A 24,009-nucleotide genomic window follows, 5' to 3' on the forward strand; every position below is an offset into this window, starting at 1 on the left:
ATAAATTTAATCCCTAAATGATTGATACAACTGGATGTACTCACTAAATCTATCTCTTTTATCAAACATTTTTAGTGTATGCCTAACACATTCATTGGAATAGATAGACTTTCCATTTTCTTTTACAATTTTTATTTTTTTTAAAACCTCAAAAATATCTCCTTTTTCAACAACAAAACCACAATAATCTTTTATACACTCTCCACTACCACCAGTATTATAAGTAACTACTGGAGTACCACAAGCCATTGCTTCTAAATTTGTGGTAGGAAAATTATCTGCCAATGTTGGATTAACAAATATATCTGCTGAGGAATATATTTCTGCTAACTCACTAACATTATTTGTCCTACTTACCCCTATAATATTATGTGGTAAGTCTTTTTTCTGTCTTTCATTTAACCCAACCAATACGATTACTTCATCCTGTTTTATACTTTCGGATAACTGTATAAAATATTGATAACCTTTACTCTTCTCCCAAACGTTGGCTACCCCGAGAATTATGAACTTTTCTTTAATATTATAATTTTCCCTAAATTTGTTATTAGTAGGCTTAAACACATCAAGGTCTATCCCATTATTTATCACTTTAATAGGATATCTACATAAAAAGGACTGTTTGACTAAATTACTAAGCCATTTTGAAGGGGTTACAATGGTTAAATTCTTAACTCCATTAAAAATCTCGTTTTTCTTATTATAGTTATTTTTAGTATTATCAACCCAGCTAGCTGGGTAGCTTTTCGTTTGTGGACAATTATTGCATCCTACTTTCCACTTGCTACAATTTACTTGATCAAAGTTTGCACAATGGCCTGTAAAAGCCCAGCAATCATGTAAAGTCCAAACAACTGGTTTATTTGCCTTTTTAAGATATTTAAATAGCAATTCCATATTTATATAATATCCATGAATATTATGCAAATGAATTATATCAGGATTTAATTCTTCAATTTTATTAATGAAATCTTCCGTTGCCTTTACTGACCCATAGCCATGTTTATCAAAAACTCTTGTTGTTGCAACGTGAAGGTAATTATCTATATCAGTTCCAATACGTATAGCTGTATCACAATTGATCGCTTTCCCACGACCATAAGCAATATAACTTTCATGCCCCTGTTCTTTTAATAACCTATCAATATCAGTTGCAATTCTTCCAGTACTCCCAATCCCACATACAGAATTTATCTGCAAAACTTTCAACAGTTTTTCCCCCAAACAACCCTATTTACATAATCGGTATAGGAGAGAATTATTCTTAAGACTTTATCAGATACATTATGCATACTATAATCTCCAACCTGTCTTAAAGTGTCCATTTCCTGAGTTTCTAAAATCTCTAACCCTTGTAATATTCTATCTTTTTTAAGACCAACCATCATCACTGATGCTTCTTCCATCGCCTCTGGTCTTTCATGAGCTTGTCTTATATTTAGAGCTTTAAATCCAAGAATAGATGACTCTTCACTTATTGTCCCGCTATCGCTCAGAACAGCTTTTGCGTTGATTTGTAGTTTATTATAGTCATTAAAACCTAATGGATTCATTGTTTTCACCAATGAATTAAACTCAATTCCTTTTGCATTAATCATGTTTCTTGTTCTTGGATGAGTACTTACAATCAAAGGCATTTGATACTCTTCTGCAATCGCATTTAAACTATCAACTAAATCTAAGAAATTAGTTTCTGAATTAATATTTTCCTCCCTGTGGGCTGAAACTACAAAATACTTACTTTCTTCAAGGTCCAATCTCTCTAAAACACCTGATTTTTCAATATCAGCTTTTCTTGAATTTAGAACCTCAAACATAGGACTACCAGTTTTAATAATTCTATCAGCAGGTAGACCTTCTCTAAGTAAATATTCTCTTGCAATATCACTATAAGTTAAATTAATATCTGCTGTATGGTCCACAATCTTTCTATTAGTTTCTTCTGGAACCCTCTGATCAAAACATCTATTTCCTGCTTCCATATGAAAAATTGGAATATGTCTTCTTTTAGCTGCAATTGCACATAAACAGCTATTAGTGTCTCCGAGGACCAAAAATGCATCTGGTTTTACTTCTTCCATAATAGGATCGATTTTAACTAGGATATTTCCTATAGTTTCTACTGCGGTGCCAGTAGCTGCATTAAGGAAATAATCAGGCCTTTTTAAGTTGAAATCTTTAAAAAACACTTCATTTAATTCATAATCATAATTTTGTCCAGTATGAACAAGCGTATGTTCAATCGCACTTGAATCTTCTAATTTATTAATAACAGCAGACAGTCTTATAATCTCTGGCCTAGTACCAACAACTGTCATGACCTTTAATTTCTTCATATGTTATACCTCCAAGAAGTAAGTATCCGGCTTTTCTGGATCAAAGCATTCATTAACCCACATTACTGTTACTAAGTCATTTTTTCCTACATTTACAATGGAGTGCGTGTAACCAGTAGGAATATCAACAGCTTGTAACTTATCACCACTTACTCTATATTCAATAATATCCTTTGAACCAGGTTTTCTAAATCTTATTAAGCCCTCTCCACTTACTACTAAAAATTTCTCATTTTTCGTATGATGCCAATGGTTCCCTTTTGTAATCCCTGGTTTTGATACATTTATGGAAACTTGTCCTCTTTCTGGAGTTCTAATGAATTCTGTAAAAGAACCTCTATCATCACAATTCATTTTAAGATCATATGAAAACTTATCCTTTGGTAGAAAACTTAAATAAGTGCTATAAAGCTTTTTGATTAAAGCATCTTCCATATTAGGAATACTTAAATTTCCTCTACTTTCTTTGAAGCTTCTTATTACATTTGCTAACTCACCAAGTTTGATATGGTGAGTAACTGGTACAGCATAGTATTCACCTTGAATAGTTGGGTTCCCCTCTAATGCTCTTAATAATTCTTCTAATACATCATCAATATAACAAAGAGTAAGATCGGCATCAGGATTGTTTACCTGAATATCCAAACCTCTAGCTATGTTATGACAAAAAGTAGCGACCACTGTATTATAGTTAGGTTTGCTCCATTTCCCAAATAGATTTGGCAATCTATATATGAAAACTTTTACATCGGTGCCTTTATAATAATCTAATAATAAGTCCTCCCCTGCCTTTTTACTTCTACCGTAAGGATTATCTTTCTCAGCTTGGATAGATGAAGTAATCAATACAGGTGCTTTATTACCAGATTTCTTTAAAAGTTCAAGCAAATCAGATGTAAAACCAAAATTACCTTCCATAAACTCTTCTTCGTCTTTTGGTCTGTTAACACCAGCCAGGTGGAAAACAAAGTCACAATCTTGTGCATATTTTTCTAGTAAAGAACGATCACTTTCTCTACTAAATTCATAAATATCGTTATATCCTTTATTTTTAAGTTCAGCTATAAGATTTTTACCTACAAATCCTCTGGAGCCTGTAACTAAAATTTTCATTTATTATGCCATCCCTTAATTCTCGATGTAACTTTTTTCGTTCCATTTCTTAAGCTCTTCCTGGACATAATCTAATGCCAGTAGTTTTTCCTTAATTTGTTCTATATTTAAAAGCTCTGTGTTTTGTGAGTTATACTCATCAACTGTTGTTAACTTTTGGTTACCATCTACAAAATATTTATCATAGTTTAAATCTCTTTGATCTGCAGGAACCCTAAAGAAACCACCCATATCTTCTGCGACTACATATTCCTCTCTAGTTAGAAGAGTTTCATATAATTTTTCACCATGACGAGTACCAATTACTTTAATTTCATTATCAGCATTAAAAATTTCCTTAACCGCCTTTGCTAGATCTCCAATTAAACTCGCAGGAGCTTTTTGAACCATTATATCTCCAGCTTCTGCATTTTGAAATGCAAATAAAACTAGCTCAACTGCCTCTTCAAGACTCATTAAATACCTAGTCATGTTTGGATCTGTAACTGTTAGAGGATGGCCACTTTTTATTTGCTCAATAAATAATGGTATAACCGATCCCCTTGACGCCATAACATTACCATATCTAGTTCCACAAATGAGGGTTTTCTCAGGAGAAACGGTCTTTGACTTTGCAACAAAAACCTTTTCCATCATGGCTTTTGAAATGCCCATTGCATTTATTGGGTAAGCAGCTTTATCTGTAGAGAGACAGATCACTTTTTCAACACTATATTCAATAGCTGCTGTTAGCACATTGTCAGTTCCTAAAACATTTGTTTTTACTGCTTCAAGTGGAAAGAATTCACATGAGGGTACTTGCTTTAACGCAGCTGCATGGAAAATATAATCTACACCATGCATTGCATTTTTAACACTTGCTAAATCTCTAACATCTCCAATATAAAACTTAAGCTTACTATTATTGTATAGCTTTCTCATATCATCCTGCTTTTTCTCATCCCTTGAGAAAATACGAATTTCCTTTAAATCTGTATTTAAGAATCTTTTCATTACGGCATTCCCAAAGGATCCAGTTCCTCCAGTAATTAATAAGGTTTTATCTTTAAACATTTTATTGTTCCTCCAATATTCTTTGCATCATGCTTACATATTGTTGTGTACAATGTTCCTTTGTGTATTTTTTCAAGAAGACATTTCTACAATTTTCTCCCATTTTAATACGTTTTTCTTTATTTTTTTGGAGATCCTTAATCGCACTCACTAATTTAGGTACCTCTCCTACTTCTAGTGCGTATCCTGCATCATTATCTGTTAAATCTCTAGCTATGTCAGAATTAGTTCCCATTATAGAAATCACAGGTTTTCCAGCCATCATGTAACTGTAGGTTTTGCTAGGAACAGCTAATCCAGTTAAGCCTTCAGTTAAGCTAACAATGAAACAATCACTGATATTAAGCGCATCTTGAAAATCCTGTCCATGTAGGAAATCAAAGATACTAACATTTTTCAGATTCTCTCTTTCTACAATTTCCTTTAACAATGCCATCTTATTTCCATGTCCAGCAAAAACAAATTGAACTGTACTATCATTTTTATATTGACGAATAGCATCTACTATTGTATCTAAATCCTGACAAATTCCCATATTGCCAAAATAGGACACTATAAGATTGCCATTTCCTTTTATTGAACTGAATAGCTTATTTGTTTCCGTGGATTTAGATATTCCTTTATCCTCATACCAATTCGGAATTACTTCCACATCTTGTTCAGAAAGTGTTGGTCTATGTTTAAGTAGATATTCTTTCATCTCATTAGATAAAGCCACTACTTTATTTACATGTTTAAAAATACTTTTATTCACAATCTTCATCATTTTACTTATGATACTATCTCTAGAAATGATTTTTGTAATATATGCCATTTCAGGATAAACATCATAGCTTACAAAAACTACTTTCGTTTTAAAGAATTTATCAGCAAGCGCAGCAATAAAAGGTAATACTGGTGGATTAGAATAAACAATCACCGCTTTATAATTTCTTAACTCTGTAAAATGTAAAGCAGCAGAAAATGTAAAAGAAAAATAGTTTATTAATCTCCCAATGAAATTACTCCGTTTTAGTTGGATATATTTTAATCTTCTTATTTCTATATTTTCATGAGTTTCTTTCATTGGAACTTCATCATTTGAGTTATATTCTTTAGGAAACCCAGATAGCGCACCTACAGAATAGCCTGCTTTCCGCAGTGCAACTGCTGTATCAAAAGGAAGTGTTGCAGATGAAACATATTCAGGATAAAAATACTGACATAAGAACAAAATATCTTTCTTTTTTTTCATCACAATTGTTCCCTTCCTTCGGTGCTTACGATTGAATCCTTAAACGATACTGTCTCATAGTCTACCTTTTTTCCATTTATTAATGTCCCTGGGGCACCTGCCATCTTTTTATCGTAAGTAAACGATCCAAAGACTTTTCTAAATGTTTCCGATAATTTCAGACTAATTTCCACAGCCCAATTTAGTACTTTTGATGCCCTAATATCCTTACCATGAACTTTTGCAATATTTACTACTAATTCAGTAGTATTCACATAATCTTTATTTTGTGGAAAGTACATTCCACTTGCATTCTGATCAATTAATATCCGAATGAACTCAGATAAATTGTCAATAAATATCATGCTACGCTTATTATTTACCATAGGAAAAATCGGTAGTTTTAAGGCCATTCCTACTAATCTAACATAATTACCAGGACATCCTTTACCATATACAATCGGTGGTCGTAATATGGCTACATTAAATTTATTTGTTTTCATACTTGTTAAGAGTTGTTCAGCTTCATATTTTGACCTAGCATAAGGAGTCTTGGGGGTAGGAACTGTATTCTCTGTTATATTTCCTGTCTCGGTTCCATAAACACCCATAGTACTTAGAAAAATGAATTGTTCTACGCCCTCTTGTTTAGCCTTTTTTGCTAAATCGACTGTTAAATCTCTATTTACTTTATTATATTTTGTTATATCGTTCTCTTTTATATGAACAATCGCCGCAGTATGAAACACAACATCATACTCTTGGAATGTTTTCTCTCTCCATCGATCGTCTCTTAAACTGATACTTTCCACAGAATATTTATCAGGATAGTTTGAGACCCATTGCTTAAATGATCTACCTATATAACTATTGGTTCCTGTTATAAGTATCTTTTTCATTTTGAAAGGATCTCCTCTTTAGTAGCATCTACTGTAGAGCTTGATACATCAACAAGGTACTTATTGATATATCTATCCTCGCCAAGTAAAACTACACCAACAGTTCTCATAATAATCTTGAAGTCAAGCCATAGGCTAAAGTTCTCTACATAATAAACATCCAATTTGTATCTATCCTCTAATGAAAGATAAATATTTCCACTTACTTGCGCTAACCCTGTCATTCCTGGACTCATATTTAATCTTTTAGCAATTTCATCAGTGTAATCAACTAATGACGCTACTCGTTCAGGCCTTGGACCTACTAGGCTCATCTGGCCCATTAATACATTTAAAACCTGTGGAATTTCATCGATTTTACTTCTCCTAAGAAACTTCCCAATACTAGTAACACGATCATCATCCTTCATTACCTCTTGGCCTTTAACCATAACTTCAGATCCAATTTTCATTGTTCGAAACTTGAATACCTTAAATATTTTCTTATTAAATCCAGGACGATCTTGTAAGAAGAATATTGGACCAATTGAAGTAATCTTGATTAAAACTGCAATTACAATCCATATAGGAAGTAACGGTAATAATACAATTAAAGAAACCACAATATCAAATAAACGTTTAATTAACTTTTGATATTTCTTATCTTTCATTACAATCCCTCTATCTCAAAATCAATAGGATTCAAATACCCATCTTTAAGTTTTATTTCACCTTCATTTTTATTTGTTTCTGCGGACCAAATCTTTATTGTTTTTTCCCCTTCTTTATAAAAAGCCCCAGGATATGGTCGTGTTACAGCTCTAACTAATTTATCCGCTTCATCCATTGTCATTCTATTAAAAACTTCACCGTCTTCCGGTTTTCTACCTGGCCATATAGTAGCCTTTGAATCATCTTGGTCCTGTAATTTTAGTGTGTTGTTAACAACATCATGCCAATATCGTGAAATAAGAGCTATATGTGTTTGGTCTATTTTCTTATATAAACTAAATGCATTTTCGGTTGGAGTAATATCTATTTTAACTTGGCCCAAAATTGGACCAGTATCTACACCCTCATCTAACTTAAATAAAGTCACTCCTGTTTCATCAAGACCCTTTAAGATTGCCCAAGGCACTGCTGCTCTACCACGCCCTTGAGGAAGTAGGGTAGGATGCATGCCAATACATCCTTTGGTAGGTGCTGATAATATTTCTGACTTGGCTATCTGTGACCAACCAATAATGAACAACCAATCTAGTTTATATTCTTTAATAATATTTATTACTTCTGGTTGATTAATATTTTTTATTTTAACAAGCGGTATATCGTGTTGATTTGCAAAGTCATCTAAGTAAACCCTACCAGACTTATTTTTTGCAAGTTCATCTTGAAGTGTAATTAGAATATCTAATTTTCCACCAATTCTATATATCTCTTCTATGCAACTTAAACCTAACTGAACTACAGTTACAAAACCAATTCGCACTTTATTCACTCCAAGTTAGATTATTTCTCTTCTAAATATACTTTCAAACGCTTCTGCATAGATAGTCCCAGATTGACTTCCTCTTAAAACAGCTAGTGCCTTTAGTGTTTCCTCGCTTCTAGGATGAGGATAGTCTCGCATTACACCTCTATACATTGATACTGACTCAATCTTCTTTTTAAGGCTTTCTTCTCCAATCTCAACAAAAACATTAGGATTAAATTTATTCATAGAATTATTTAATGCCCAATCAGTACTGGAGGGAACCTCCATAAATAATAGTTCTTTTAATGGTTTAATATCTGATCTTCTTTGAAAGAGTCGAACTGCCGCTTGACAAGCAATTGATGTGTGATAATGGTCATTATTTAAGTCTGTAGGATGATGAGTTATTATAACTTCTGCATTTGTTTCAAGAATTGCCTTCTCAATAAATTGGACTAATTCAACATGTTTAACCGTGTTAAATGCTATATTAGGAAACGAGCCTGTAATTACCTTATTTGCACCCACATGTTTAATTGCTTTATGCATGTCGCTGTTTAAGTCTTCTAAGGAAGGTCTACCATTCCTTATTTCTACTTCTCCAGAAAGTATACAAATATTCACTTCTTTACCTGCTTTAGAAAGTTTATCAATGGTTGCCCCAGCCCCTAATACTTCATCGTCAGGATGAGCAACTACTACCAAATATGACATTTCTATTTACCTCCGAATTAATACAACCGATTGGGCCATAGTTTTGTTTCTTATATAGATTTCTTTAAACATTTTGGTTTTTTAATTAACCACTTTTTCATCTTTTAGTTTTAACTCCAAAAATTCTAGTAACTCTTTTCGTAATTCCTTATGCTGAAGTGCAAACTCAATCGTGGTCTTCACAAACCCAATTTTCTCTCCAACATCAAATCGCTTACCCTCAAAGTCATAAGCAAACACTCGTTGAACCTGATTCAACTTTTGAATTGCATCCGTTAATTGAATCTCACCGCCAGCACCCGTTTCCTGCTGTTCCATGAACATAAAGATTTCTGGAGTAAGAATATACCTTCCCATAATTGCAAGATTAGAAGGTGCAGTTCCAGGCTTTGGTTTTTCAACAAAATTATTCACTTGGTATTTACGTCCCTCTTGTTCTGAAGGATCAACAATGCCATATCGATGCGTTTCTTCATACGGTACAGTTTGTACACCAATCACAGATGAGTTTGTTTCTTCATAGATATTTATAAGTTGTTTCAAGCAAGGAGTTTCGCTTTGAACAATATCATCACCTAAAAGAACAGCAAATGGCTCATTACCAATAAAATTTCTCGCACACCATACTGCATGCCCTAAACCTTTTGGCTCTTTCTGCCGTATATAATGTATATCAGCAAGATTCGTCGCATAGCGGACCTTTTCTAAGATATCTAACTTGCCTTTTTCAATTAAATTTTGCTCAAGTTCATATGCAAAATCAAAATGATCTTCAATTGCCCGTTTACCTTTACCGGTGACAATAATAATATCTTCAATCCCAGAAGCTACTGCTTCCTCAACAATATATTGAATCGTCGGTTTATCAACAATTGGCAACATTTCCTTAGGCATAGCCTTTGTAGCTGGAAGAAACCGCGTTCCTAATCCAGCTGCGGGTATTATTGCTTTTCGTACCTTTTTCAAAATAACTCCACCCTTAAATCTATTTATCAGCAAAAACATACCTAAGGTATGTATTTTTAATCCAGTTAACTGTTGATTAAAGCAACAGCTCGATCAAACTTATTATTAGCGACAGCAATCAAAGTTTCATGCATCTCTACTTCAGAAATCTCTAACAATCTATTAATTAACTTTCCAAGATGTTCTGCAGATATTACCTTCGCCTTTCCAATATGAATCTTCGGATACACCTGCTCTGGATGCACTTCATTCTCATTTAGAAGTTCCTCATACATCTTCTCCCCAGGGCGAAGTCCTGTGAAATTAATCCCGATTTCTTCTATAGTATATCCCGATAACTTAATAAGGTTTTTCGCAAGGTCAACAATCTTAACCGGCTCACCCATATCGAGCACAAATACCTCACCACCACGAGCCAAAGACCCAGCCTGAATCACAAGCCGAGAGGCTTCGGGTATCGTCATAAAGTATCTCGTCATCTCAGGATGTGTAACCGTAACTGGGCCACCAGCAGCGATCTGCTTCTTAAACAAAGGAATCACACTACCACGGCTGCCTAATACATTCCCAAACCGAACCGCCACAAACTTCGTATTACTCCTTGCAGCCAAACTCTGAATAATCATCTCTGCAAACCGCTTCGTCGCACCCATCACATTCGGAGGATTTACCGCCTTATCAGAAGAAATCATCACAAATGTATTCACACCGAAGGTGTCCGCAGCCTCCGCCACATTCCTAGTACCAAATATATTATTCTTAACAGCTTCTCTAGGATTATATTCCATCAACGGAACATGCTTATGTGCTGCCGCATGATAAACCACAAACGGCCGGTGTTCGTCCATTACTTCAAAGATTCTATCCCGATCTTGAATGTCCCCAATCACAGGCACAATCTCGATTTGACTTTGATATTTTCTCCTCAGCTCCATATCAATCAAATAAATACTATTTTCACCATGGCCCAACAGAACAATTTTACTAGGGTTAAATTTGCAAATCTGTCGGCAAATTTCCGAACCAATCGATCCACCTGCACCGGTAACCATGACTGTTTTTTCAGAAACCTTCTCTGAAATACCAGCAATATCTAACTCTACTGGTTCTCTTCCTAGTAAATCTTCGACCTGAACATCACGGAATTGATTAACAGTAATTTTTCCTGTCATTAAATCCTCAAGCTTCGGAATAATCTGCGTTTTAGCCTTTGTTTTCGCACATTCTTCAAAGATTCGATTCAATTCTTTCTGACCTAAGGAAGGAATCGCAATAACGATATTATCTATTTTATATTTCTCTACTGTTTCCTTAATATGACTGGAATCGCCAGCGACCGTTATACCAAGTACCTGTAGCTTATATTTCTTCGGATCATCATCAATAAACGCAACTGGCTTTAAATCAATGTCATGATTCGTAAGCAATTGTCGGGCTACCATCGTACCGCCTGAACCGGCTCCGACAATCAATGTCCGTTTAATATCTTTTTGCTTATTTATATAGTTGTCACGGAACACCCTCCATGAGAACCGTGAACCGCCAATGAATAGCACATGCAGCATCCACGTAATCATTAACGCTCGGACATACATGTTATGGAATACAAGCTCCTGAACCAAGGCTGTGATGATAATCGTGAGTGTCACTGCCTTCACAATTGCCATTAACTCACCGACACTCGCATATTCCCATGCCTTGTTATACAGTTTGTACATAGAAGCAAAGACATGATGGCAAACCAATAAAGTAAATGCTGTCACAGGAAGCATTGGGATCGTAAAAATTTGCAGCTCTGGTACAAGTGTAAAATAACTTATGTACACGGCAGTTAACACAATGATCGAATCAAGCAGCGCGAGCGTGGTCAATCTCCTTCCATATGTCACTCCTATATTCCCCCTTTTATTTATCTATTCATTCCCTATTGAATTCTTTTACCTAAAGCATCTGGGCCAAAAAAATAAATATCTAATGGAATCGCAAGTGAATGGACACTTATTCTTTCATTAGATATTTATAAGCTGTTGTTATAATTGGTCGTCTATCCAACCTCCAAACTATAGTGTTGAAGTTTGCAAGAGAGAGTCATCCTCTCCCCGCTTGCATACCTCAAATAAATTCGTAGCTGCTTTTGAATAAGTCTCCTATGTTAAAAAATGTGAAAGAACTTTTTCTTTTTTACTCGCTCCGGTATTTCTTTATAAACATGATGACCGGTTACCGCATGCTCCGCATTTTCCATCAATAGATGAACGTAGTCATTTCCATACTTTGTTTGGATGACATCATATGCTTCTCTCATCTTAAACGTCCGGTTACCAATGTTATGGGCATCAGAAGCAATAAAGTGGGTTAAGTTGACATCTAGTAGTTGAAGTGAGAATCTCTTAATCTTTTTTCCAAAGTCGCCGCAAACACTTGAAGCGGTCACTTGTGATAATGCACCATTTTTCACAAGCCGATACAAAAGATCAGGATGTTCGATAATCTCTTGATTTCGCTCTGGATGAACAATCACGGGGATAAGACCCTTCATCTGCAAATCATAGAACAACTTCTCCGTGTATCTCGGCACATGGCTGGAAGAGAATTCTACCAATACATACGGTGACCCATTGATTGGCTGAATCTCTCCTGCTTCAAAGCCCTCGACCATTTCCCCATAGATGCGTGTTTCCTGACCCGCAAGAATCTTCAAGTCTATCTTTTCTGCTTGCAATGCTTGGTTTAATTCTTCCACTCGAGGAAGAATGGTTTGTTTTGGGTTTTCGTAATGATTGTTCAAATGGTGCGGCGTCGCAACAATCGTCCTAATTCCCTGCTCAACAGCCTTCCTGGCCATTTTCAGGCTGTCCGACAAATCCTTCGCCCCGTCGTCAATTCCAGGCAATATGTGACAATGTACATCGATCATATGTCATATTCACTTCCAATAAATTGTTAATAACTTAATGGTAACACTGTCGAAATACCTAGTAAAGGGGTAGATTTTGTCGAATTGACTATTTTGCCCCATAATAATAGTAATAATCGTTCGCTTTGATCTCTTTATGGTTTAACACAACACCCAATAATTTACTTTGGGCATGTTCCAGTAATTCCTTACTCTTCTTTGCTTGTTCAATTTCTGTTTTTTCACTGAAGACAACCAAAATCGAGCCATCACACTTGTTCGCAATAATTTGCGGGTCAGCCACTGCTAATAATGGCGGTGTATCCAGGATGACATAATCAAATTGGCTCTTTGCCTCTTCAATGAATTGTTCCATCGATTTCGAGCTTAATAATTCCGCTGGATTTGGCGGGATTGGACCGCTTGTTAACACATATAAATCCGGCTCTTCCGTGTCATTCACTGCTTTTTCCAGTGATTTTTGTTTGGTCAACACGGTTGTAAAACCAACCATATTATTAACATCAAATGTATGGTGTACCGTTGGTTTGCGAAGATCCGCATCAACAAGCAGTACTTTTTTTCCAAGCTGGGCAAAGGCAATCGCTAGGTTTGCAGCCGTTGTTGACTTTCCTTCCGCTGGGCCAGAAGAGGTTACCATAATGATTCTTATCTCTTCATCAATGGATGAGTATTGGATATTCGTTCGAATCGTCCGGTATTGTTCCGAAATCGGCGACTTTGGCGCAATCGCCGTGATTAATTTACGACTAGCATCTTGACTAGTAAATGTCTTTTTCTTTCTAAGAGCCAAGTGTCTCACCTCTTACTGTTGATTTTCGCGCTGCTCTCTTTGCCTTCAATTCTTCAATCTTCTGGTCATCAATCGTCGCAATCACACCAAGGATTGGAAGACCAAGAATTTTCTCGATATCTTGTTCGCTTTTGATCGTGTTGTTGAAATATTCAAGTAAGAAAGCAATTCCGACGCCGGCCATTAATCCGACTACAATCGCAATCGCGACATTTAATAACGGTCTTGGTTTAATTGGCGCAGGATTTTCTGCCACTTCGGCTTTCGCCAAAATGCTGACGTTATCGACTTTCATGATGTTGGGAATTTCTTTTTTAAACACTTCAGCTGTTTTATTGGCAATCGTTGCTGCCACTTTCGAATCAGGATCTTGCACAGACAAGTTCACGACTTGGGAGTCCTTTTCACTGCCAACCGTAATTTTGCCCTTTAATTGTGCTGCCGTCATGTTTAAATCTAGTTCATCCGAGACGATATCTAATATCGCCGGGCTGGTGATAATCACATTATAGGTATTAATTAATTGAAGATTGGTTTGAACATCAGCTGCGCTGTATACACTTTGTTCGTTTTTCTGTTGATTCACAAGAATTTGGGTAGAAGCCTGATAAATCGGGGTTAAGAAATAAAAACTAATGATTCCACTTATTAAGGCTGCGATCACGGTGATTGACACGATAAGAAGCCAGCGTTTTTTCAGGGTCTCTAACAACTCTTTTAAACTTATAGTCTCTTCCATTGGGTCCTCCTAAAAAAGTAAATGCAAAACATTGACTATTATATCATAATTTGTCGGTTATTTTCAGATTCTGTCAAATAAAACTCACCTACTAATTAAACACCTTTTTTACATAAATTTGAAGAGGATTTTTGGTTTTGTGATAAATTTCCTATTACTTTTTCCCTATCAAAAAATAAAACTCCAAGGACGGACCTTGAAGTCTTATGTATCTATTATTAACAACTAACGATTTGTTTTAAATCTGCTTTAATTTCTTCTATTAATCTTTCAAGGGTTATTTCGCTTTCATTAACACCCTTCTCATAGGCTCTTTTTACCACTTTTGAAAAATCGATGACATTCGAGCTATTTTGCTTTCCTTCCAAGTTCAATTTCCAAATTCCTCCTCTCTACTAGCATGCTAGTTACCTATTCTACTAGAAGCAGATATATATGTAAATACATTTCCATCTGGAATTGTGGAACATTTATGAATTTTGTCGAAACTCCGAAAAGCGGAAGTGCCCTGTTCAGCAGCGTATGGCCTGGAGCGCTCCAACTGAGATAAGGTGAAACTTCAATCAGCGAACGTTTTTCTCGCTGATTGTTAGTTGAACCGATCGGGTTCTTACGGGCAGTTGAGAATCTACTGCCCGTTAAACGCGATAAAGGAAACACGAAGAGCGTTAGCGATTCGATGTTGACTTATCGTAGGGCGGAGAGCGAAGGACACTAGCTGCTAGGGCACTGGAGCTAGACATTATTCAAAGTTAGCTAGTAAAAAAACGGGCAGGAATCCATGATTCCTGCCCGTTCGTATTAAGGACGTTCTGCAGCCAGCACATCAATGTTTAATTGATAAGTGCCTGCTACGGTGAATTTTTTCGCTAATGGGTACCACTTGCTCTCATCACCAAGCCAGATCCCATCTAATTGGTACGTACCGTCTGGAAGCTTCAGATCGAAGTTACCATTTTCATCGGTTACAACATCGTACCATTTTTCTTCACCTGTTGTGGTGTGAAGACTAAAGATAACATTGGACAAGGAAGATGTGCCTTTTGTTAACGTACCTGTCACGTTCCCCTTTGCAGGGTGATCGGTCAGGACATCGATATTCAAGGTAGTGGCGCCGGAAACGGTAAATTCTTTCTCTAAGACATACCATTTTCCTTCTGCCGCTGACCAAATACCTTCTACTTTATATGCACCATCTGGAAGGGCAAATTGATAATGACCATTTTCATCGGTTGTCACATCGTACCAGACTACATCACCAGTAGTCGTATGAACACTGAAAGTAAGGTTACTAAACACTTGTGTGCCCTTTGTAAGGGTTCCTGTTACGTTCTGCCTTGCTTCTGCTTGTTTCACATCAATCTGTAACTCTTCTGCACCTTCAAGTACTCCGCCTTTGACGGTGAAGACTTGTTTTAATTCATACCATTTATTTTCCGCATTGATCCAAATCCCATCGACCTGGTAGCTGCCATCCGGTAAAGTGAAGGCAAATTTGCCATTTTTATCGGATTTCGCATCATACCACTTACCATCAGTAGAATGGATACTAAATGGAAGGTTTGTTAAGTTAGCTGTTCCTTTTACCAATGTTCCTGATACATTCCATTTACCTTGCTCTGGTGTTGGAATCACATAATCCAAGGCATCGATGACGAATGCATCTGTACCATTGACTAAACCATTTTTAATCGTAAAGGTTTTTGCAAGTGGATACCAAGTTGGATCTGCCCAAACGCCTTCGACTTTATAGTCTCCATCTGGGAGGTTATAGGTAAACGCACCATTTGCATCGGTTTTGAAATCGCTCCAAACTTTCGTGTCTGTGTTATAGGCACTGAAAATCAAGTTTGCGCCGGCTTTGTCGCCGATGACAAGCTTGCCTTGTCCTGGAACAACTGTCGCTGCTGGTGTACCGACTAGTTCTCTTGTATCTCTGACACGAATCCGTGTACCCTGGGCAAATGCACCTGATAAACCAACGGCTTCTAATGTGTCACCAACTTTTAAAACTGGGACTGGAACATTGCTTTGGTTGACAATGTAACCATCTGTAAACACTAACACATCGCCGGAACCATCGTTGATCACATAGGAATTTTCATCAAATTTTGAAACGACCTTACCTTTGACCTTCACGAGTAAGCCTTGGTTCGCAGCCGAAGTTGCTTCCCCAGTTGCCACTGCTTTTGGTTGTAAAGGTGCTTCTTTTCCTATTTTAATGACATCTTTATCAAAGCTTGTAAACTCTAACTCAAGGTTGTTATCAAACTTCTTAATATGGCCATACACGCGAACTTTGTCGCCTGGTTTTAAGGCACCGTCTGGCAACTCTTGGAATGCCATGATTCCGCCTGTTTCATCCTGTAGGTTGAAGGCATCAAAGAATACGCCAGATCCAGTCGTCACTGTTCCTTCTACGACTACATCGGTATTTTCCGCTAAGCCGCGAGCATCTGCAATCTTAGTTACCTTTGTTTCACGGTGTGCTAACCAGTTGACTGCATTTAATGATAGCTCGTCGTTGCCTTTTGGCTCATAGCTTTCATCCATTTGTTTATCATTAAAGATATTCATACCGGACACCACGACCCGGCCATTGTCGCCAATTTCCTCTGAAGCGATTAATGGAATTGCTGAGCCGCCTGTCGCATCTGAAACCGTATCATAGCTGTATCCGCCAAGAACTTTTCCTTGGTACGTCGTTTCATTCCCTTTGGCAAGAATCGTTACTTTACCAGCCTGTGTTAACGGCTGATTGTTCGCACCGGACAAGCTTGTTCCACTGTAATAATCCACAAACGAAACGCGGTCAGTAATGTAGTTGGAAACAAGTCCTGGATGTACTCTGACTGCATATGGGCTGACTGCTGGATCACTCCAGAAGTTCCCGCTCTTGCTGTCATCAAATACGCCATCATTGCCCATGCGGATCGCTGAGCCAATTTCCGTTAATAGTCCATTGTTAATGGTTGGGTCCGTGCTATTGTTGCTCTTACCGGCCATTAATAACGAACCGCCGTTTTTCACAAATTTTGCTACCGCTGTATTTTCTGCAGCTGTTAGAGCAGTTCTTGCATGTGTCAGTACTAATACCTTCACATTGCTTAATGCTTCATCTGTTAATGCGGCTTTATTTTCCGCTACAGTATAGCCTTCTTTTTGAAGCAGAAGCGTGAATGCTTTTAAGTTATCTTTGTACGAGCCGCTGTCGCCACTTGTATTTTCATTTCCATGGGCTGCATCAATTAACACCTTAATGCCAAGCGGTTCTTTAATTTTTACAGGTAAGCTGTATTTGACTGTCCCAATATCGAGACCATCTAACGATGACACGACTGCAATGATTTGGTGATCGCCGGTGACCGGTGTCGCCCATGTCGTTGTGGCCGATGCTGAGCTCTTCGTTAAGATCGACGAAATATTGTTGGTACCAATAAAATTAGTTTCTTTTACTTCATCATAATAGAAATCAACTTTTAGGTTTTTGACTACTTCTGTACCATTATTGGCAACAGTTGCTGTTAAAGTGGCAGGGTTGCCGCCAATCACCACGCCGCCGTCAATATCAATGCCGTTTACTTTTACGTCAACTGCTTCTTCCTTTGACCAGATTGGTGAAGAGTAAATGCGTTCGCCATCCTTTTGCGTTACTTTGACGACAAACCATTGCTGGCCGCCTGATACCGTAAAGACAGGTGACCATGTGAAATCTTTTTCCATTGGTGTGATCGAATCCACGACCTTGCCGCCATTGGTAATCAATTCGACCTTTTCAATACGGTCGTCAGATTTGTAGCTTGCTGGCAGATAAGCAAAGTCACTGTCATTGTGAGCCTCGGCCACTAAGTCACTGCCCTTAATATCAAACTTAAGTGTTTTGCTATCTACTGTTGAACCCATATAGTAGCCATTTGCTAAAACATCTAATGTAAAGTTCGGATCTTCTTCCATGTAAACGCGCATGTTCCGCATCGAGTGAAGCAGTGATGCCTGCGAAAGGTCATCTGCCACGATAACGGTACGGGCGTTAATTTGGCCCCATGTTCCTTCGTGGTTGTCTTCTCCGTAAGTTGGAGCGACATGCCAGCCTAAATCTAGGGCAGAGTAGAATTTTGTTTCGGCATTGGCATAGCCATAGTGTCCGGAACCATTTCCTACTTCTAACATCGTAAATAATTTATCGACATCTTTGTTGTAAGGTTTGAAATTGTTAAACGCATTCGCCGACATATCTGGGTGGTTAAATTGACCAACGATATCATCGTATGTCATCACCCATGCATAATACTGGCTTAAGTCTTGGTATTGTTTGCCGTTAATATTCCGGTCGATAAAGTTATCAGAACCGAAGATATTTGAATGTCCCCAAGTAGTTGACGTCATTTCAAACGCTGGGAAAACGACATAGTCATCATTTGTGTATTGAGTGGCTAAATCTTTTGTTAACTGCCAATCAGAGCCGCCAGAACGTTCCGGCACGGCTTTCCCGTCCGCCGTTTTCCGCTCGACTGTATCTTGTCCTAATTTTTCAGGATCAATATCATGCGAGTGGTCAGAGAAGGCAAACCAATCATAATGATGGAACTGACCTGCTTTTAATGCATCTTCCGGTGTACCAGCACCATCATGTGAAATGTTTGTATGGTTATGGGTTGTACCGCGGAAGTGATTGCCGCCGGTAAAACGTGGTACCACTTCAAATGTCCACTGTTTCTCGGTTAGGTTGCCTTTGCTGTCTTTTGCGGAAACTTTCACGGTATGAACACCAAGCGCAAGTCCCGTTTCAGGCGTATATTTCACCTGTGTTTTACTAATCGATGCTGTTGGTTTGGTTAATTCTTTCCCGTCCAGCCACATTTGTACAGTTGTTTCATCCACGCCGCTCGGGTCGTCAATCAACGCCGAAATTTCCGGTGTTGAACTTTCAATTTTCGTCGTATCCTGCGGTGTCATGCCTGTAATCGCCGGTCCGAACGTATCTTCCACTAACTTCACCACATATGGAGCCGCTTTGGTGCCAGCTGATTGCACTTGTGTGCCAGCCGTAGCTTCCATATAATACTCGAATCCGTCTTGCGGTACCTTTGCTGCATCCAGTCTGGCTGTGTAACGTCCATCTCCGCTGTTTGTCATTGGCAGCTTGGCGTAATCTGTTTCACCAACTGCACGGTAGTAAACCGCTACAGCCTCTGCCCCGTCGGCATTGGCTTCAAATTCAACGCTTGTTCCTTTATAGACTTCCTTTAGCGCCGTATGAGTAATCCCCAAAATCGGAGCAATATCTTTTACATCACGTGGATAGACTTGGTACCCGGATGTTAATTGCGTTTTGTTCGTTGTGTATTGTCCAAGAACGCCCGTTACTGTGTAGCTCTTACCTACCACTAAATGTGTCTCTGGCACAATACCGGATGGACTCATAATTCTAAGCGTGGTTGCTTTGTTATTTTCATCCACAAACGTCACATTGTAGTTCGGTGGTGTACTTGCTGAAGCAGACACTTTACCTGTTACAGTCACCAAGCTGCCTTCAAGCGGCTCTGCACTTGCAAACGTAGTAGACTCAAGAATCGTTAATGGTTTGGCTTCAGGGATTGGATTCCCTTCGCTCACTTTTTCAATTGAAGTCGGTTCAAATTCGGTTAAGCCATTATACACAAGCACTTTACCTGTGATTTTCAGCTTATCGCCTTTTGTGACTTTAAATGGTGTTTCTAGTGATGTACTGAAAATGTTGATGCCCGCTGTGTCATCCTGGAGATAGAAGTTTTGCTTCTGTGTGCCTAGGATTTGATTATCAACAGTCGCCACACCTTCAACGGTAAAGTATTTATCAAGGTTGACTGGCTTTCCGTTTGCATCAGGTGTGCGAACTTCATTTAGTTTTGTTACTTGGGTTGTATCTGCTTTTGTTACGGAAACAGGGGCACTTTCTAACATGATGCCTTTAGCCGTGCTCGTTGTTTGCGTTACGTACACTGTATTTGGTGCATTTTGAATCGTTAAGGAGAAGTCGCCTGAGGAGCCGGCGGTTAATTCTTCTATATTTAATTTCTCTGCTTTAGCTTCATCTTTATAGACATTAATGGTCGCGTTTGCCGCCGCACTGCCGGCGCTGCCGATTAATGTTCCAACGCCACCTGCGACCACATAACTTAATTTTGCTTGGGTAATTGATGCACTCTCTTTTGCCACATCAATTGTGATTGCTGCACTTTCCGCTAGACCAGATTGTGTTGCGGCTACGTAGAAGGATGCTGGTGTTTTATCTGTAGTGAATTTCAGTACGAAAGAGCCATCTGTCCCAGCAGCTGCGGTTGCAAGAGCTGTTCCCTTCGCTGCGCTTTCATACACTTTCACGGTTGAACCTGGTTGAGCAGCTGCTGGGTGACCTGTTACTGTCACATCAGTGCCCTTTTGAATGACCTGAATGGTTTTGCCATCTGGCTGCAAGCTTGTATCAGGAACCATTGGCGCTTCTGTTGGACTTGCTGTGTTTCTTGGAGCGGCAACTGGTCCGACAAAGAAGTCAGCTGCGTTATCATCTGTATCCCATGCATTGCCTTTGCCAGCGACTGGATCCACGTTAGCGTATGGCCGGCGCTGAGCACTGGTTGTGTTGGATGTAGCTTTTGTTGGGTTGCTGCCTTCATAGCCTGATGCTGCTCCCACTCCAACAAAATCAACCGTATCAGTTGGCATGGCTCCGGTTGCTGCTGTTGTCTTATCTTTAAATAAGGCAATTTTCGCACCCGAACCACCCATGGCGATGGTTCCAGATATATCTGGAGTGACAATATCGACTCCGTTTGCCCCGCTTCCTTCACCAATCAGGTAATAACCGTGGGCTTTAATTGTTCCTGTTAATGTAATCGGTGTCCATGACGTTCCGCCAGCGGACGCATATTGTGCCGACCAGCCTTGTAATGAAACATCTTGGTCGGTTGGATTGTATAACTCGATAAAATCTCGGTTGTATGGTGCGCCAGCATTGCCTCCGCCGCCAAAGTACTGCGAAATCACGATGTGATCGGCCATATCGGCGTATGCTCTGCCAATTAACCCGCTTGGTAAAAAGGTGCTTATTAATAGGACAGCTGTGAATAACATACTGGAAAAGCGCTTTAACTTTCTCTTTCTCCCCTTCATTCATCTTCCACCTTTTAGACTATTTTTTATGACTGACAAAAGTAGACCGAAATCTCCCTTCTTTCAAAAGATTTTCAATTACTCCATTATTCTACAAAATTTTGAAATAGAAAGATATATAGTTTAATAGTTTGGTTCGGAAAAATTTTTTAGTATATTTTTCCAAGTATACAAATAGGTGGTCGATATGATTATATAGAGGAAGAATGGCTAAAAACTATCTTTTCACTCTGATTTAAAAGGTATTTTACTATAACAATTTAGGAGGATTATCGTGACCTCTCTTTTCGACAAATTTCGAGTTTCTTCTATTAACGTCAGACCTCTAACCTTATGGCTGTTACCGATTCTGCTTGTGATGGGAATGATTGCCCCATTGTCCGTGTCGGCCCATGCCTATAGCGCGAGTTATACAAACATAACAATGGATACCAAAACGACAAAAGTGGTCTTTACTCTTGATACTTTATCGATATTGGAGCTTCTTCCCAAAATCGACGCTAACAAAAACTGGGTTCTAGAAAAATCCGAAATCAACAAGGATCGGCATCATCTTGAGGAATTGATTACCGAAGGCCTCACCCTTGATAAGGGCAATAAGGAACAAACACCGGACATTGATTCTATGAAACTGGTTAAAAAGGAAAACAAAGAATATCTGTCTATCTCTATAAGTTTTCCTGCCTTCGCACCGGGTGAAACACTCGTCTTTAATGATGGTTTTTACTTTCATGACAGCGGAACCAACTATGTGAACTTAATTTCCGCTGACTATCTCGGCGAGAAAAGCGAAGCCGTCCTGCAGGGGAAGGAACGGACGTGGACATTTTTAGTGACCGAGGTGCAACAGGAGCAGCAGTCGTCCTCTGACCAAATGGTGCAGCCGGATTCGGGTTCGAATTCTGGGTCTGGCTCTGGGCAGCATGATGCTGCCGTGCAGCCTGCTAAATCTGCTGGGAACTCTTCGTGGTTTTCGTTTTTCAAGCTCGGCATGCTTCATATTCTGACCGGTTATGATCATTTACTCTTTTTGTTCGCATTGTTACTGCGCAAACAAACCTTTAAACAATACGCAGCCATCGTTACCTCGTTTACCCTGGCCCACAGCATTACGCTTAGTTTAGCGGTGCTAGGTGTCGTGACCCTGCCCTCGCGGTTTGTCGAGGCCGTCATTGCCTTTAGTATCTGTTATGTCGCAGCCGAAAACATCTTCCGTAAAGAGATCCGCCATCGCTGGAGTATCACCTTTTTGTTTGGTCTAATCCACGGCCTCGGCTTTGCGTCCATTTTAAAAGAAATGGCGATACCTAAGAGTCATTTAGCCGTAGCCTTAGTGAATTTCAACCTGGGGATTGAAGCGGTGCAGCTGTCGATTGTCTTACTGCTTCTGCCAGTATTAGGCTATTTGTTTAAATTAAAAAGTTCTAAGCGTGTTGTCACCTATGGGTCCTACGCGATTGTCGCTATGGGGGCCATTTGGCTTGTGGAGCGGCTGTTCTTTTAAATCTTAGTTTGCTGAGAGTGCCTGTGACTCACTTTCGGGACAAAACTGCTAGAGGAGTTGCTCGTTTTGGTCTATAGCACTGTTCTAAAGGGATAAGCACAGTGGGTTCTTCACAGTGCCCGAGCTTCACTTTTTAGAAGCTCCACGGGCACTCTAACCGCTTCACAGTTCCTGCGACTCTCTTTTTCCAAGCTTTACGGGCACTCTGGACCCTTCACAGTGCCCGCGGCTCTCTTTTTCCAAGCTCGACCGGCACTCTGGGCTCTTCACAGTGCCCGCGACTCTCTTTTTCCAAGCTCAACGGGCACTCTAGGCTCCTCACTGTGCTCTTATCCCATCATCAAACTGTTTCTTTAGACTTATAAATCTATTAAAATAAGGTTTTAAATTCTCGTAAATATCCTCTAGTTTGTGAAATCCAATCTAGCTTACATAGGTCGTTTGTAATATAATTTAGACAATTAATAGTCAATTTTTTACCATGTTCGACATGGAAAGGGGGAAAAGTCATGCTAAGGGGTCAGCTAGCCAAAATTGTCGATGAGCAAAATCTCGTGATCTCTACTAATAGACAAAAAACTACCTATACCATCTTCAAACAACTGCTTGATACCTTGTTCAGCCTTTGTGCGTTAATCATCCTTTCTCCTGTCGTGATCGTTGTGGCTATACTCATCAAACTAGAATCGAAGGGTCCTATTTTTTACATACAAGAACGAATTGGTTTGGAGGGGAAACCCTTTTCCATCATTAAGTTTAGAACCATGCAGATTGATGCGGAAAAGAATGGACCGCAGTGGGCCCGTGAAAATGATGGCCGGATTACGAGAGTGGGTCATTATCTGCGAAAATATCGAATTGATGAAATACCGCAGTTTATTAATATTTTAAAAGGTGACATGTCGCTGATTGGTCCACGTCCGGAGCGGAGGATCTTTATCGAGAGATTTGAAGAAGAGCTGCCCTTTTTTCGGACTAGGCTCCAAGTAAAGCCTGGCGCTACCGGCTGGGCCCAAATCAACGGCGGCTATGATTTATCGCCAAAAGAAAAATTAGAATATGACGTATACTATATTCACCATTATTCCTTTTCACTAGATTGCTTGATTATCCTTAAATCCATCCCTGTGATTTTGTTTGCTAAAGGCTGGAGGTAA

At 38.8% G+C, this 24,009-nt stretch carries 18 protein-coding genes; 2 read left to right on the top strand and 16 right to left on the bottom strand.

All coding sequences use genetic code 11. The features are described 5' to 3' along the window. Positions 1 to 6 precede the first annotated feature (6 nt). The 16 genes from AC4E8C_RS23070 to AC4E8C_RS23145 form a co-directional block, all read right to left on the bottom strand. On the bottom strand, positions 7 to 1,209 hold the full coding sequence (locus AC4E8C_RS23070) for a glycosyltransferase family 4 protein (protein WP_490208959.1): 1,203 nt from the start codon (positions 1,207 to 1,209) through the stop codon (positions 7 to 9). Beyond that, the gene (gene wecB, locus AC4E8C_RS23075) at positions 1,206 to 2,336 is read right to left on the bottom strand and encodes a non-hydrolyzing UDP-N-acetylglucosamine 2-epimerase (protein WP_490208960.1); all 1,131 of its coding nucleotides are present in this window, start codon (positions 2,334 to 2,336) and stop codon (positions 1,206 to 1,208) included. Before wecB ends, AC4E8C_RS23070 begins: the two co-directional genes overlap by 4 nt. A gap of 3 nt (positions 2,337 to 2,339) precedes the next feature. Beyond that, entirely contained in the window at positions 2,340 to 3,449 is a 1,110-nt protein-coding gene (locus tag AC4E8C_RS23080) for a capsular polysaccharide biosynthesis protein CapF (protein WP_490208961.1), read from the bottom strand. Positions 3,450 to 3,464: 15 nt separating this feature from the next. Then, positions 3,465 to 4,502, bottom strand: a complete 1,038-nt coding sequence (locus AC4E8C_RS23085) for a polysaccharide biosynthesis protein (RefSeq protein WP_490208962.1) — start codon at positions 4,500 to 4,502, stop codon at positions 3,465 to 3,467. 1 nt (position 4,503) lies between these two features. Next, positions 4,504 to 5,736 carry a glycosyltransferase family 4 protein gene (locus tag AC4E8C_RS23090; protein WP_490212636.1) on the bottom strand — a complete coding sequence of 411 codons (1,233 nt, stop codon included), beginning with the start codon at positions 5,734 to 5,736 and terminating at the stop codon, positions 4,504 to 4,506. Next, positions 5,736 to 6,614: an NAD-dependent epimerase/dehydratase family protein gene (locus AC4E8C_RS23095; RefSeq protein WP_490208963.1), complete on the bottom strand. Its 879-nt coding sequence runs from the start codon at positions 6,612 to 6,614 to the stop codon at positions 5,736 to 5,738. Before AC4E8C_RS23095 ends, AC4E8C_RS23090 begins: the two co-directional genes overlap by 1 nt. Further along, a complete protein-coding gene (locus tag AC4E8C_RS23100) occupies positions 6,611 to 7,264 on the bottom strand; it encodes a sugar transferase (RefSeq protein WP_490208964.1) in 654 nt (217 codons plus the stop codon). The genes AC4E8C_RS23095 and AC4E8C_RS23100 overlap by 4 nt, the downstream gene beginning before the upstream one ends. Further along, the gene (locus AC4E8C_RS23105) at positions 7,264 to 8,082 is read right to left on the bottom strand and encodes a formyltransferase family protein (protein WP_490208965.1); all 819 of its coding nucleotides are present in this window, start codon (positions 8,080 to 8,082) and stop codon (positions 7,264 to 7,266) included. Before AC4E8C_RS23105 ends, AC4E8C_RS23100 begins: the two co-directional genes overlap by 1 nt. 15 nt (positions 8,083 to 8,097) lie before the next feature. Continuing rightward, complete coding sequence (locus tag AC4E8C_RS23110; protein ID WP_490208966.1) at positions 8,098 to 8,781, bottom strand: PIG-L deacetylase family protein; 684 nt, start codon at positions 8,779 to 8,781, stop codon at positions 8,098 to 8,100. 81 nt (positions 8,782 to 8,862) lie between these two features. Beyond that, complete coding sequence (gene galU, locus AC4E8C_RS23115) at positions 8,863 to 9,747, bottom strand: UTP--glucose-1-phosphate uridylyltransferase GalU (RefSeq protein ID WP_490208967.1); 885 nt, start codon at positions 9,745 to 9,747, stop codon at positions 8,863 to 8,865. A 65-nt stretch (positions 9,748 to 9,812) separates the two neighbouring features. Continuing rightward, a complete protein-coding gene (locus AC4E8C_RS23120; protein WP_490208968.1) occupies positions 9,813 to 11,636 on the bottom strand; it encodes a polysaccharide biosynthesis protein in 1,824 nt (607 codons plus the stop codon). 263 nt (positions 11,637 to 11,899) lie between these two features. Further along, positions 11,900 to 12,664: a tyrosine-protein phosphatase gene (locus AC4E8C_RS23125; RefSeq protein ID WP_490208969.1), complete on the bottom strand. Its 765-nt coding sequence runs from the start codon at positions 12,662 to 12,664 to the stop codon at positions 11,900 to 11,902. An 88-nt stretch (positions 12,665 to 12,752) separates the two neighbouring features. Next, on the bottom strand, positions 12,753 to 13,457 hold the full coding sequence (locus AC4E8C_RS23130; RefSeq protein ID WP_490208970.1) for a CpsD/CapB family tyrosine-protein kinase: 705 nt from the start codon (positions 13,455 to 13,457) through the stop codon (positions 12,753 to 12,755). After that, positions 13,447 to 14,196, bottom strand: a complete 750-nt coding sequence (locus AC4E8C_RS23135) for a YveK family protein (RefSeq protein WP_490208971.1) — start codon at positions 14,194 to 14,196, stop codon at positions 13,447 to 13,449. The genes AC4E8C_RS23130 and AC4E8C_RS23135 overlap by 11 nt, the downstream gene beginning before the upstream one ends. 218 nt (positions 14,197 to 14,414) lie before the next feature. Further along, positions 14,415 to 14,570, bottom strand: coding sequence for a YwzD family small protein (locus tag AC4E8C_RS23140; protein ID WP_490208972.1), 156 nt, complete (start codon positions 14,568 to 14,570; stop codon positions 14,415 to 14,417). Between the two features lie 427 nt (positions 14,571 to 14,997). Continuing rightward, positions 14,998 to 21,348 carry a lamin tail domain-containing protein gene (locus AC4E8C_RS23145; protein ID WP_490208973.1) on the bottom strand — a complete coding sequence of 2,117 codons (6,351 nt, stop codon included), beginning with the start codon at positions 21,346 to 21,348 and terminating at the stop codon, positions 14,998 to 15,000. Positions 21,349 to 21,622: 274 nt separating this feature from the next. Here AC4E8C_RS23145 and AC4E8C_RS23150 point away from each other — a divergent pair, with 274 nt between their 5' ends. Together AC4E8C_RS23150 and AC4E8C_RS23155 are read left to right on the top strand one after the other, a co-directional pair. Next, positions 21,623 to 22,852, top strand: a complete 1,230-nt coding sequence (locus tag AC4E8C_RS23150) for a HupE/UreJ family protein (RefSeq protein WP_490208974.1) — start codon at positions 21,623 to 21,625, stop codon at positions 22,850 to 22,852. Positions 22,853 to 23,361: 509 nt separating this feature from the next. Then, on the top strand, positions 23,362 to 24,009 hold the full coding sequence (locus tag AC4E8C_RS23155) for a sugar transferase (RefSeq protein ID WP_490208975.1): 648 nt from the start codon (positions 23,362 to 23,364) through the stop codon (positions 24,007 to 24,009).

This window comes from Neobacillus sp. SRL179 (assembly GCF_984799095.1).